Here is a 13,029-nt window from a genome sequence, read left to right on the forward strand (position 1 = left end):
CGTTTAAAGAAAATCTCATGAATGGCGTTCAAACAGAAATTGATAAATTCGTGAGGCTGGATACGGCTGCCGAGATGGATGCAAAGTTACTGAGCATTCGAGTCAACGATTACCAGCGTGCGTTTTTCAGTACTTATATGGCTATGATACGGGGTGTTGTTTTAAGGGTGATAGAACAATATCCTGGGGGAAGTCCAGATAGTATGGAAGAGTTGGTGGGCACACAAATACACCCCAATCATTTTAGAGAATACAATACAATTCTTGAGGGCGTGCCCGTGGAGAGTAGAAACGAGATCGAAGCGCTCATGTCGCAAGTGAAAAAAGGAAAGGTATTGTTTGCGCAGTTGGAGAGCCTGCATGACTGGTTGAATATGTTTGGGCAACCATTGATCGACGCCAACAAGGGAGTTGGACAAATTCGTACGCTCTGGTTTGGGACAGCTGAAGAGCTTGGGCGTATTAAAGGCAGAGTCCTGCAGGTTGAACAGTATTCCACGTTGCGCAACATTGTCAGTTCTTTAAAGTCTGCATTACGCCCTTGGGGTGGAGCTGATAGTAATGCTAAAGCGTTGAGAGAATTATTGGAACGAGCCTATTAGCAAGTATTGGTGACGGTAGATAGCAAACGAGTAGCCGAGAGGGCCTGCTCACAAGCTATGGCAGGCACTCTCCTGGTTTACGGTTGTAGTGGGTTAGGTAATATCGTTAAAATAGGACATATCTTCGATATGCCCTTTGGCAAGTCCTTGATTGGGGGTAAAGCGATTGCCCTGCGCAGAGGTGAAGTTGGTAGGTTCGCCACCCATAAATATTTCGCGCTCACCACGGATATCTACGCTTGTAGAGTAAGTTGTATTGCGCATAACTACATAGTTGTTGTAATCAGCTTTAATTTTTGCCAGTTTTTCTGGTAAAAGGCTTTCATCTATCATGCCTTCACCGAGCATGGCGTTGGCTAACATATGGCAACTGGTAGCACCTCGGCTGTAGCCTATAAGGTTTACTTCGGTTGGGGTTGCACTATCTGTTCGCTCATTAACAAGTGTGGAAGAAAAATCAAATTTATAATTTCGCGCCATCCAGCCAAGAGAGATTCCGGATTTTGCGAGGCGCTCAACAACATCTAATGTCATTGCTGTTGACGATGCATTTGGCTTTGATTTTATGATTTTTATGGCTTGACTTATGTTGTTTTCCCACTGGTTAATAAGTTGTGCTTCGTTCCATTTAAATTGATCGCTAATAATATCATCTGCTTGCGGCGTAGTGCAGCCAGGGCCGCCAATGCTGATCCGGTCAGGGATTTTGTTGAGCATCAATGAATACTTCTTGGGCACTGTGAAATATAACAGGTGGCTATACTATTTTTGAATAGGTGCACTGCAGTGCTGGTTTTTTTGTTATATGCGCTATGGTTATATCGAGGTGTAAATGAGGACTTTATAATTGTGCAATGTTTTTGCGTTTTCAGTCCTGAGTTGTCTATTTCTTGGGGCAGCGCTTCTGAAATATGTTTTACAATCCTACAGTCTTGTCTACTGTCAATGTTGATAGTAGACGGCGTTGCGATAGGAACTTATAAGTTTTCATGAGGCTCCTGCTTGATAGGTGTCTAGATGTGCATGAAAATTTATCTTTTAGTGCTTCTCAATTCAATTGTGAGGTGATGATCATGGCGTATCAATTGCAATATAAATCCATCATTACAACCCGGTATCGACATCGGCAAACACAGCTTCCACTTACATGGCCAGGACGCTAAAGGCCATAAGGTATTGCGCAAGAAATCCAGTCGCGGCCAATTACTCTGCACATTGGCTCAATTACCGGCCTGCACGGTGGTGATGGAGTCTTGCGGCGGCACCCATTGGCTGGCTCGACAAATCGGCGCGCTGGACCACACTGTCAAGCTGATTGCCCCGCAGTACGTCAAACCGTTCGTCAAAGGCCACAAAAACGACTTCATTGATGCCGAAGCGCCTGGCGGTGAAAATTTTGAGCGAGGAAAATAACTCAATCATCGCTTCACGAGACCCTGTAACCGTACAGTGAGACGGAATAGGTTTTGTGCCGTAGGCTAGGCGTCATTGATGCAACTCTTTATAGGGACTCGCTCAGAATAGAAGTTGGAGCACATAGGATGCTGTTTGCCACCACGCATAACCCGCTGGTCACTCTTGTCGCGACCCAATCCAGTGACTTCGAAACGCTTGTTGCTATTCGGATTGAGGCTATGCGTGAAAGTCTTGAGCGCATTGGTCGCTTCGATCCCGTGCGTGCACGAGAGCGTTTTCGCGATGGTTTTTCTCCCGCGTTCACTCGCTACATCGAGGTTTCCGGCGAGCAGGTTGGTTTCGTTGTCGTCAAGCCGCTCATCGATGGGTTGTTGCTTGATCACCTGTACATCAAACCAAGTGCGCAAGGTTTGGGCATAGGTTCGGCTGTCCTTCGTCAAGTCTTCGTGGAAGCGGATGCATCTGAATTGACATTGCGGGTGGGTGCTCTCAGAGAAAGCGCTTCAAATCGTTTTTATATTCGTCATGGTTTTCAGTTCGTCGAAAGTCGCGAGTTCGACAACTACTATGTTCGCCCGAACACACAGGTGCGCCCGCCAGCAGCCACTAGAGCCTCATCTTCTGCCTCAAACTGATTCAAGGGTATCGAGTGGCTCGATTGGCCCAAAAATGAGAATGTCCTGTCGTTGTTTTAGTTATAACCATTATTCAGAACCGATCGTTTTTGGGCCGCAAAAAGTGTGCAGGGCAGTGGCTTGATGGTTGCCACTGGTGATCAGAGTCAAAGTGACACTAAAGGCGATGAGGACCCATCCTCCGACGATTCCGAAGACGATACCCAAGGCTAAGGCTTAAGGTTTCAGACAAAAGAAAACCCCCTCCTGTCGGACTGATGCGCAGTCAGACAGGAGGGGGTGGGTCAACGCATTTCAAAAAGCGCCCCGAGAGGGCGCTTTTTCATGCCCGGCCTAGACGACGAATTGTTCGGCGTAATGGCAGGCCACCTGGCGGCTGTCGAGCTGGCGCAAGGCCGGCTCTTCTTTGCTGCAGCGTTCTGTGGCGTACGGGCAGCGCTTGTGGAACGCGCAGCCGGACGGCGGGTTCAGCGGGTTCGGCAGTTCGCCGACGATCTTGATTTTCGGCTTGTCCGGATCCGGGTGGATCGTCGGCGTGGCCGACAGCAGGGCCTGGGTGTACGGGTGCAGAGGACGGGTGTAGATGTCTTCTTTCGGGCCCATTTCCACCGGGCGACCGAGGTACATCACCAGCACCTGATCAGCGACGTGACGCACCACCGCCAGGTTGTGGGAGATGAACACGTACGCGGTGTTGAACTCTTGCTGCAGGTCCATGAACAGGTTCAGTACCTGGGCCTGAATCGACACGTCCAGCGCCGAGGTCGGTTCGTCCGCGACCAGCACTTTCGGTTGCAGCATCATGGCGCGCGCCAGGGCGATCCRCTGGCGCTGACCACCCGAGAACATATGCGGATAACGCTGATAGTGCTCAGGACGCAAGCCGACCTGCTTCATCATCGCCTGGACTTTTTCACGGCGTTCGGCCGCGGAAAGTGTGGTGTTGATCAATAGTGGCTCTGCAAGCTGATCGCCGATTTTCTGCCGTGGGTTCAACGAGGCGTAAGGGCTCTGAAAGACCATCTGCACGTCTTTGCGCAGCTGTTTGCGTTCGGCCTTGTTGGCGCCGGTGACTTCTTGCCCGGCGATTTTCAATGAGCCCGAAGACGGCTCCTCGATCAGCGTCAGGGCGCGGGCCAGGGTCGACTTGCCGCAGCCGGATTCGCCTACAACAGCGAGGGTTTTGCCGGCTTCGAGTTCGAACGACACGCCATTGAGTGCGCGTACCAGCGCGGTGCCTTTGAACAGGCCGCGAGAGACTTCGTAGTGACGGGTCAGGTCACGGGCAGTGAGAACGACGGCCATTACGCCACCTCCTGATTCAAAGGATAGAAGCAGCGGGCGAGGCTGTTGCTTTTCGGGTCCAGGCCTGGACGTTGTTGGCGGCAGTTGTCCTGCACGTACGGGCAGCGCGGCGAGAGCAGGCAGCCTTGCGGACGGTCATAGCGACCGGGAACGATGCCCGGCAGGGTGGACAGGCGCGAGGAACCCAGGCTGTGCTCGGGAATGGCCTTGAGCAGCGCTTCGCTGTACGGGTGTGCAGGGATGTCGAACAACTGCGGCACCTGACCGACTTCTACCGCTTGGCCAGCATACATCACACACACGCGCTGGGCGGTTTCGGCTACCACGGCGAGGTCGTGAGTGATCAGCACCAGGCCCATGTCCTGCTCTTTTTGCAGCGCCAGCAGCAGGTCCATGATCTGCGCCTGGATCGTCACGTCCAGTGCGGTGGTCGGTTCGTCGGCGATCAGCAGTTTCGGCTCGCCGGCAATTGCCATGGCAATCGCCACGCGTTGGCTCATACCGCCGGAGAGTTGGTGCGGGTAGGCGTCCATACGGCTCGCAGCGCCCGGGATTTCTACTTTTTCCAGCAACTCGATGGCGCGCTTGCGGGCGTCCTTGCCGGACATTTTCAGGTGCAGGCGCAGCACTTCTTCGATCTGAAAGCCGACGGTGTAGCTTGGGTTCAGCGCGGTCATCGGGTCCTGGAAGACCATGGCCAGGTCTTTGCCGACGATTTGCCGACGCTGACGATTGCTGAGCTTGAGCATGTTCTTGCCATCGAAATTCAGGGCGTCAGCGGTGACGATCCCCGGATGTTCGATCAGGCCCATCAGCGCCATCATGGTCACGGACTTGCCGGACCCCGACTCGCCAACGATGGCCAGGACTTCGCCCTTGTCCACGGAAATGTCGAGACCATCGACCACCGGAACGGCGTTCTTGTCGCCGAAGCGAACGTTGAGATTCTTGATTTCCAACAGTGACATTTGAATCTCCTCAGGCGGCGTTCTTGAGTTTCGGGTCCAGCGCATCGCGCAGGCCGTCGCCCATCAGGTTGATTGCCAGCACGCTGAGCAAAATGGTCAAGCCAGGCAGGCTGACGACCCACCAGGCGCGTTCGATGTAGTCGCGAGCCGAAGCCAGCATGGTGCCCCACTCAGGGGTTGGCGGTTGTACGCCAAGGCCGAGGAAGCCCAGTGCCGCGGCATCGAGAATCGCCGAGGAGAAGCTCAGGGTTGCCTGAACGATCAGCGGCGCCATGCAGTTGGGCAGCACGGTGATAAACATCAGGCGCGGCAGACCGGCACCGGCCAGGCGCGCGGCGGTCACGTAGTCGCGGTTCAGTTCGCCCATCACCGCAGCGCGGGTCAGACGAACGTAGGCCGGCAGGGACACCACGGCGATAGCGATCACGGTGTTGATCAGGCCAGGGCCGAGGATGGCGACGATCGCCACAGCCAGCAGCAAGGACGGCAGGGCCAGCATGATGTCCATCAGGCGCATGATGGTCGGGCCCAGCAGACGCGGGAAGAACCCGGCGAACAGACCCAGYAGGATCCCCGGAATCAGCGACATGACCACCGATGACAAACCGATCATCAAGGACAGGCGCGAACCGTGGATCAGGCGCGACAGCAGGTCGCGTCCCAGCTCATCGGTGCCGAGCAGGAATTGCATCTGCCCGTTTGCCAGCCAGGCCGGCGGGGTCAGCAGGAAGTCGCGGAACTGCTCGCTCGGGTTATGCGGCGCAACCCATGGGGCGAAAATCGCGCAAAAAATAACCAGCAGCATGAACAACAGGCCGGCGACGGCGCCCTTGTTCTTGGAGAACGCTTGCCAGAACTCTTTGTACGGCGATGGATACAGCAGGCTTTGGTCGACTGCTACGGCGGTAGTTGGAGTACTCATACGTAGGGTCTCAGCGCTGGTGACGGATGCGTGGGTTTGCGAAGCCATAAAGAATATCCACTACAAAATTGACCAGAATCACCAGGCAGGCGATTAACAGAATTCCGTTTTGCACCACGGGGTAGTCCCGGGCGCCAATGGCTTCGATCAGCCATTTGCCGATACCGGGCCAGGAGAAGATGGTTTCGGTCAGGACCGCACCGGCCAGCAATGTGCCGACTTGCAGGCCGACCACGGTCAGTACCGGGATCAAGGCGTTGCGCAGGCCGTGAACGAACACCACGCGCGACGGCGACAGGCCTTTGGCCCGGGCGGTGCGGATGTAGTCTTCACGCAGGACTTCGAGCATCGAGGAGCGGGTCATCCGGGCGATTACTGCCAGCGGGATGGTGCCGAGCACGATGGCCGGMAGRATCAGGTGSTGCAGGGCGTCGAAGAACGCGCCGGTGTCATTGGCCAGCAGGGTGTCGATGAGCATGAAGCCGGTTCTTGGCTCGATGTCGTACAGCAGGTCGATCCGCCCGGACACCGGGGTCACGCCCAGGGAGACCGAGAAGAACATGATGAGGATCAGGCCCCACCAGAAAATCGGCATCGAATACCCGGCAAGGGAGATGCCCATCACCCCATGGTCGAACAGGGACCCTCGCTTCAGCGCCGCGATCACCCCGGCCAGCAGGCCGAGTACGCCGGCGAACAGCAGGGCTGCCATGGACAGTTCCAGGGTGGCCGGGAACAGCGAAGTGAATTCAGTCCATACGCTTTCACGGGTCCGCAGGGATTCACCCAGGTCGCCGTGGGCCAGTTTGCCGATGTAGTCCAGGTACTGGGCATACAGCGGTTTGTTCAGACCAAGGCGTTCCATTGCCTGAGCATGCATTTCGGGATCGACCCGACGTTCGCCCATCATGACTTCCACGGGGTCGCCGGGAATCATGCGAATCAACGCGAAAGTCAGCAAGGTGATGCCGAAGAACGTGGGGATCAATAATCCCAATCGGCGGGCAATAAAACTAAACATCTTCTGGTGTACCTCATCAGCCGGTTAGGCGTTCCCGGCAGCGTTGGGATCAACGTTGCCGGGCGTTTTCTTATCTACTTCACTTGGGTGGTAGCGAAGTTGTTAGTGGTCAGGGGGCTAATGTGATAACCCTCGACGTTATTGCGCATGGCCGTAAACATTCGGGTGTGCGCCATGCTGATCCATGGCTGGTCCTGATTGAAAATAGCCTGCGCCTGTTCATAGAGCGCTGCACGTTCGGTCGGGTTTACTTTAGCCCGGGCTTCATCGATCAGCGTCTGGAACTTCTCATTACACCAGCGGGCGTAGTTTTCGCCGTTCTTCGCGGCTTCACAACTGAGCATAGGCGTCAGGAAGTTATCCGGGTCGCCGTTATCACCGGCCCATCCGGCGGACACCATATCGTGTTCACCATTTTTTGCGCGCTTGAGCATCTCGCCCCATTCCATGACGCGAATGTCGAGCTTGATCCCGACCTTGGCCAGGTCCGCTTGCATCATCTGCGCACCGAGCATCGGGTTCGGGTTGGTCGGGCCGCCACCGTTACGGGTGAACAGGGTAAGCACGGTGCCATCCGGCACGCCGGCTTCCTTGAGCAGGGCACGCGCCTTGTCCAGGTCACGTTTCGGGTTTTGCAGGGTCTTGTTGTAACCCAGCAGGGTCGGTGGGTACGGGTTCACGGCTACCGAGGCGTTGCCTTTGCCGAACAGCGCGTTGACGTAGGCTTCCTTGTCGAAGGCGATGTCGATGGCTTTGCGGACCCGCACGTCGCTCATGTACTTGTGGGTGGTGTTCATGGCGATGTACGAGACGGTCATCGCGTCGAGTTCATCGACGCTCAGGTTGGCGTCTTTCTTGATGCTCGGGATGTCATCGGGCTTGGGATACAGCGCGATCTGGCACTCGTTGGCCTTGAGCTTTTGCAGGCGAACGTTGTTGTCGGTGGCGATGGCCAGAATCAACGCATCAGCCGGTGGCTTGCCACGGAAGTAGTCCGGGTTGGCCTTGAAGCGCACCTGGGCGTCCTTGGCGTAACGCTGGAAGATGAACGGGCCGGTGCCGACCGGTTTGTTGTTCAGGTCGCCGGTCTTGTTGGCCTTGAGCAACTGGTCGGCGTATTCGGCCGGGTAGATCGAGGAGAACGCCATGGCGATGTCTGCCAGGAACGGTGCTTCGCGGCGGGTCAGGGTGAACTTGACCGTGTTGTCGTCGACTTTTTCTACGCTTTTGAGCAGTTCCTTGAAGCCCATGCTCTCAAAGTACGGGAAGCCCACGCTCGACAGCTTGTGCCATGGGTGATTCGGGTCCAGCTGACGCTGGAAGCTCCAGACCACGTCGTCGGCATTCATGTCGCGGGTCGGCTTGAAGTATTCGGTGGTGTGGAACTTGACGCCTTTGCGCAAGTGGAACGTGTAGGTCAGACCGTCCTCGCTGATGTCCCAGGAGTCGGCCAGTGCCGGAATCACTTCAGTGGTGCCGGGCTTGAAGTCCGCCAGACGGTTGAAGATGGTTTCGGCCACCGCATCGGCTGTGACTGCAGTCGTGTACTGGACCATATCGAAGCCTTCCGGGCTGGCTTCGGTACAGACCACCAAGGGTTTGGCCGAGGCGCCGATAGCGACACTCAGCAACGTGGCGGCGATGGCCGCTCGTAAAGGAAGCATTTTCATCAAGAGCCCTCTGCAATCGGTTAAAGGACAAAAGCCGAACGGCCGATTCTTCACTGAATCAGCCGTTCGGCAGGTGAATTACAAAATGTTGAACGGGATGGTGGTCACGAGACGGAACTCGTTGAGGCTGCCGTCAGCCTGGTTTTCGGAGGCGCGGTGCGCGGTGTAGGTCGCGCGAATGGTGGTGGCTTTCAGCGGGCCACTTTGTACGGCGTAGGAAGTACCGATGCCGTATTCATAGTGGTGCTCGCCATCCATGTTTTTCACGTCATAGGCGGTGCCGGTGTAGTGCGTACCGTCGATGCCCCAGCCGCGAGCCTGGTAGATATTGAACTTCAGGCCTGGCACGCCGTATTCAGCCATGTTCAGGCCATAGGCGATCTGGAAGGACTTCTCGTTCGGGCCGTTGAAGTCCGAGAGCAAGGAGTTGGCCAGGTAGATGCCGTTGGTTTCGTGCAGGTAGTCGAAGTATTCGTCGCCGGCAATTTGCTGCCAGGAGAACGTCAGGCTATGGGCTTGGTGGGTCAGGCCGAACGACACGGAGTAGGCATCGTTGTTGATGTTGCCCATTTCCTTTTTGCCGGTGTCGAGGGTTTTGTAGTAGTTCAGGCCGGTGGTCAGGCCCAGCACCGAGCTATCGCCCAGTTCGTGGGTGGCGCCGAAGTAGTACTGGTTCCAGAAGTCTTCGACGTTCGCGACGTACAGGCTGGTCTTCAGGCTTTTGAACGGCTGATAGTTGAGACCAGCGGTGTTAACGCGATCGGTTTCGGCTTTGTTATTGGTGTACTCGGAGCGGAATTTCGACAGGCTCTCTTCGGTCCGCGGGGACACGCGGTCGAAGGAACCCGCATCGAACGACAGATTGTTCAGCTCTTCGCTGTGCAGGCTCACGCCCTCAAAGCTCGAAGGCAACGCACGGTTGCCGATGGTGTCGACAATCGGGGTGCTGAAGTTCTGGCGGCCGGCGGTCAGGGTCGTGTTCGATACGCGGAACTTGACGTTGGCCAAGCCCAGTTTGCTCCACTGGCCTTGGGCATCGCCGCCTTCTTTGGTCAGGGTACGGTTGTTGCCTGCGCCTGGACGAGAGCCCGGTGCACCGCCGTTGTTGGATGCCAGATCCTTGTGATCACGATCCAGTGCAATGGCGTTGTAGGCAGCTACTTCAGTGCTGACACCGATGGTGCCCTGAGTGAAGCCGGAGTTGTACTTGACGATAGTGCCCTGAACCCAGTTGATACGGCGGTCGGTTGGCGTCGCCACACCGTCTTTGCGGTAGGTGAATTTGCCGCCACGTTTCAATTGTTCGTTGGCGTACCAGTTACGCGTGGAACCGTCGATCTTCTGACCTTCGACAAAGCCGGTTGCGGCGGCCTGTGCGCTGCTGGTGTTGACCGTAACCGGGGTGAATTCCTGGCTTTGGGTTTCAGCATAGGCCGTGGCCGTGATGCTGCTGATGGCCAAGGCCAATATCGCGGTGCTGCTCAGTTTCATGGGTGACGCTCCTTTCTTTCTTTTTTTAATGCCGGTCTTTTTTGGTGATCCGGCTATTTGGTTTTTAACTCATTCACGCATAGCAAACGTTTGCATTTGGCGTGTTCGCCGAATTCAGGCAACACCTTTGCGTGAGGGCGAAAATCGCCCTCAGGTTTTTGGCTAATCAGTTATTGGTCGATGCTGACACCCGAGAAGACGTTACGGCCGAAGGGGCTGACCTTGAATCCTTCGACTTTGGCGCTCAACGGCTGGTTGACCGTCGAGTGGGCGACAGGCGTGATCGGCACTTGCTGTTTGAGCAATTGCTGRGCCTGTTTGTAGAGCACCGTGCGTTGCTCACGGTCGGTGACAATCTTGGCTTGCTTGATCAGCTTGTCGTATTGCGGGTCACACCACATGGAATAGTTGTTGCCGCCAATCGCGTCGCAGCTGTACAGGGTGCCCAGCCAGTTGTCCGGGTCCCCGTTGTCGCCGGTCCAGCCGATCAGGCTGATGTCGTGTTCGCCATTCTTGGTGCGCTTGATGTACTCGCCCCATTCGTAGCTGACGATTTTTACTTTCAGGCCGATTTTCGCCCAGTCCGACTGCAACATTTCTGCCATCAGCTTGGCGTTCGGGTTGTAGGGACGCTGTACCGGCATGGCCCAGAGCGTGATCTCGGTGCCTTCCTTGACCCCGGCTGCCTTGAGCAATTCCTTGGCTTTTTCCGGGTTGTAGGCGGCGTCCTTGATGGTTTCGTCGTAGGACCACTGGGCCGGTGGCATGGCGTTGACCGCCAGTTGGCCGGCGCCCTGGTACACCGCCTTGAGAATCCCCTGCTTGTTCACCGCCATGTCCAGCGCCTGGCGTACTTCGAGCTGGTCGAAGGGTTTATGCCGCACGTTGTAGGCGATGTAGCCAAGGTTGAAACCGGGCTTCTCGATCAGTTGCAGCTTGGGGTCGTTTTTCAGCGCGTCGACATCGGCGGGGCGTGGGTGCAGGGTGATCTGGCACTCGTTTTTCTTGAGCTTCTGCACACGCACCGACGCATCGGTGTTGATGGCGAAAATCAGTTGGTCGAGCTTGACCCGGCTCGGGTCCCAGTACTGCTTGTTGCCGGTGTAGCGGATGTTGGAGTCTTTCTGGTAACTCTTGAACACGAACGGCCCGGTGCCGACCGGCTTCTGGTTGATGTCGCTCGGCTTGCCGGACGCGAGCAACTGGTCGGCGTATTCGGCGGAGAGAATCGCGGCAAAACTCATGGCGATGTTCTGAATGAACGCGGCGTCTACCGAGTTCAGGGTCATGACCACGGTCAACGGCCCGGTCTTCTCGACCTTGGCGATGTTCTTGTTCAGGCTCATCCCGTTGAAGTACGGAAACTCGGTCGGGTAAGCCTTGCGGAATGGGTGCTCGGTATCGAGCATGCGATTAAAGGTGAACAACACATCGTCAGCGTTGAAGTCGCGGCTCGGTGTGAAGTACTGGGTGGTGTGAAATTTCACCCCTTCGYGCAGGTGGAACGTGTACTTGAGACCATCCTCGGAAATATCCCAACGTGTGGCCAGGCCCGGTACGACATTGGTGGAGCCTTTTTCGAACTCGGCCAGCCGGTTGTACAACGGTTCGGCGGCGTCGTTGTCGGTCGCAGTGGTGTACTGCGCGGTGTCGAAGCCCGCCGGGCTGCCCTCGGAGCAAAACACCAGGCTGTTATTGGCGGCCTGGCTGATTGACGTGGCGGCCAACAGACCGGTGCCCAGTAATGCGGATAAAACCAAAGTATGGCGCATAACGCTCCCTCTCTTTTTAGGTGTTAAACAGTGAGTCGTCGTCCCGTCCTGGGACGTGCAGACATCACTGATCCAAAGCCATGGGGTCAGCAGTTGCCAGCCGCAGCGAAAAAACGGCCGAACCCCGACGGTATGAGTCGAAGGTCAGGCGGTAAATGCGTAAGGCCTGAAAAACAGGTAGGAAAAGGCGACACGTCCTAAGCCCGCTGCAGTGGTCCGCAGTGGTTTGGGAAGTAGGCGAATTCCAGCTGTCTTGGCAGATAAGGCAACGGCGACGTCAGGGACGTCACCGTTGCAAAACCTTATTTGCTGACGCTGACTCCGTAGAAGGAGTTCAAGCCAAACGGGCTGATCTTGAAGTCCTGCACGTTGTCGCGCATGGGTTGGAACACCGTCGAGTGAGCGATAGGTGTCATTGGAACGGCGTCTTTGAGGACGTGTTGCGCCTGTTTGTACAGTTCGGTGCGCTTGGCCTGATCGGTGGTGCGCTTGGCTTCTTTCACGATGCCGTCAAACTTCTTGTCACACCATTTGGAGAAGTTGTTGCCCTGCAGCGAATCGCAGCCGAACAGCACGTTCAGCCAGTTGTCCGGGTCACCGTTGTCGCCGCTCCAGCCAATCAGCATCGCGCCGTTTTCGCCGCCTTTGGAGCGCTTGATGTACTCGCCCCACTCATAGGTCACGATCTTGGCCTTGATACCGATCTTGGCCCAGTCGGACTGCAGCATTTCAGCCATCAGCTTGGCGTTCGGGTTGTAAGGACGCTGCACTGGCATCGCCCACAGGTTGATCTCGGTGCCTTCCTTGATGCCGGCTTCCTTGAGCAGCTCGCGGGCTTTCTCAGGGTTGTATGGCGCGTCCTTGATGGTGGTGTCGTAGGACCACTGGGTTGGCGGCATGGCGTTGACCGCCAGTTGACCTGCACCCTGGTAAACCGAGTCGATGATCTGCTGCTTGTTGACGGCCATGTCCAGTGCCTGGCGCACTTTCAGTTGAGCCATCGGGTTCGGCTGATCGCTGCCCTTGATCTTGTCCATCACGTTGTAGGCGATGTAACCCAGGTTGAAACCAGCCTGTTGAGGCACCTTCAGGGTCTTGTCCTCTTTCAGCGCCTTCAGGTCGGCCGGGCGTGGGAACAGGGTGATCTGGCACTCGTTCTTTTTCAGCTTCTGAATACGCACCGACGGGTCGGTGGTGATAGCGAAGATCAGGTTGTCGATCTTGACG

Annotated in this window: 11 protein-coding genes and 1 pseudogene; 3 read left to right on the forward strand and 9 right to left on the reverse strand. The window is 56.2% G+C overall.

The genetic code is table 11. The features are described 5' to 3' along the window. The coding region (locus tag AC1DH9_RS12165; RefSeq protein ID WP_477808227.1) for a hypothetical protein at nucleotides 1-602 on the forward strand (602 nt) is incomplete at its 5' end. Nucleotides 603-695: 93 nt separating this feature from the next. Here AC1DH9_RS12165 and AC1DH9_RS12170 read toward each other — a convergent pair. Then, entirely contained in the window at nucleotides 696-1,319 is a 624-nt protein-coding gene (locus AC1DH9_RS12170) for a hypothetical protein (RefSeq protein WP_477808228.1), read from the reverse strand. A 375-nt stretch (nucleotides 1,320-1,694) separates the two neighbouring features. On the opposite strand from AC1DH9_RS12170, the pseudogene AC1DH9_RS12175 reads away from it, so the two are divergent. Together AC1DH9_RS12175 and AC1DH9_RS12180 are read left to right on the forward strand one after the other, a co-directional pair. Then, nucleotides 1,695-1,982, forward strand: a pseudogene (locus AC1DH9_RS12175) (IS110 family transposase); the annotation flags it as partial. A 161-nt stretch (nucleotides 1,983-2,143) separates the two neighbouring features. Further along, nucleotides 2,144-2,653 carry a GNAT family N-acetyltransferase gene (locus tag AC1DH9_RS12180; RefSeq protein ID WP_427542652.1) on the forward strand — a complete coding sequence of 170 codons (510 nt, stop codon included), beginning with the start codon at nucleotides 2,144-2,146 and terminating at the stop codon, nucleotides 2,651-2,653. A 333-nt stretch (nucleotides 2,654-2,986) separates the two neighbouring features. Here the strand turns inward: AC1DH9_RS12180 and AC1DH9_RS12185 are convergent, their stop codons facing one another. The 8 genes from AC1DH9_RS12185 to AC1DH9_RS12220 all read right to left on the reverse strand — a co-directional run. Beyond that, a complete protein-coding gene (locus AC1DH9_RS12185; RefSeq protein ID WP_477808229.1) occupies nucleotides 2,987-3,958 on the reverse strand; it encodes a peptide ABC transporter ATP-binding protein in 972 nt (323 codons plus the stop codon). Further along, nucleotides 3,958-4,926, reverse strand: coding sequence for an ABC transporter ATP-binding protein (locus tag AC1DH9_RS12190; RefSeq protein WP_427542646.1), 969 nt, complete (start codon nucleotides 4,924-4,926; stop codon nucleotides 3,958-3,960). Before AC1DH9_RS12190 ends, AC1DH9_RS12185 begins: the two co-directional genes overlap by 1 nt. 10 nt (nucleotides 4,927-4,936) lie before the next feature. Further along, a complete protein-coding gene (locus AC1DH9_RS12195) occupies nucleotides 4,937-5,848 on the reverse strand; it encodes an ABC transporter permease subunit (protein ID WP_019691855.1) in 912 nt (303 codons plus the stop codon). Between the two features lie 10 nt (nucleotides 5,849-5,858). Next, nucleotides 5,859-6,869, reverse strand: coding sequence for an ABC transporter permease subunit (locus AC1DH9_RS12200; protein ID WP_477808230.1), 1,011 nt, complete (start codon nucleotides 6,867-6,869; stop codon nucleotides 5,859-5,861). 74 nt (nucleotides 6,870-6,943) lie between these two features. Beyond that, nucleotides 6,944-8,539, reverse strand: coding sequence for an ABC transporter substrate-binding protein (locus AC1DH9_RS12205; protein WP_427542642.1), 1,596 nt, complete (start codon nucleotides 8,537-8,539; stop codon nucleotides 6,944-6,946). A 78-nt stretch (nucleotides 8,540-8,617) separates the two neighbouring features. Next, complete coding sequence (locus AC1DH9_RS12210) at nucleotides 8,618-10,030, reverse strand: OprD family porin (RefSeq protein ID WP_427542639.1); 1,413 nt, start codon at nucleotides 10,028-10,030, stop codon at nucleotides 8,618-8,620. A 170-nt stretch (nucleotides 10,031-10,200) separates the two neighbouring features. Next, nucleotides 10,201-11,802, reverse strand: coding sequence for an ABC transporter substrate-binding protein (locus AC1DH9_RS12215; protein ID WP_477808231.1), 1,602 nt, complete (start codon nucleotides 11,800-11,802; stop codon nucleotides 10,201-10,203). A gap of 302 nt (nucleotides 11,803-12,104) precedes the next feature. Beyond that, on the reverse strand, nucleotides 12,105-13,029 hold a 925-nt coding region (locus tag AC1DH9_RS12220), incomplete at its 5' end, for an ABC transporter substrate-binding protein (RefSeq protein WP_477808232.1).

The organism is Pseudomonas sp. 05T35, from assembly GCF_056396605.1.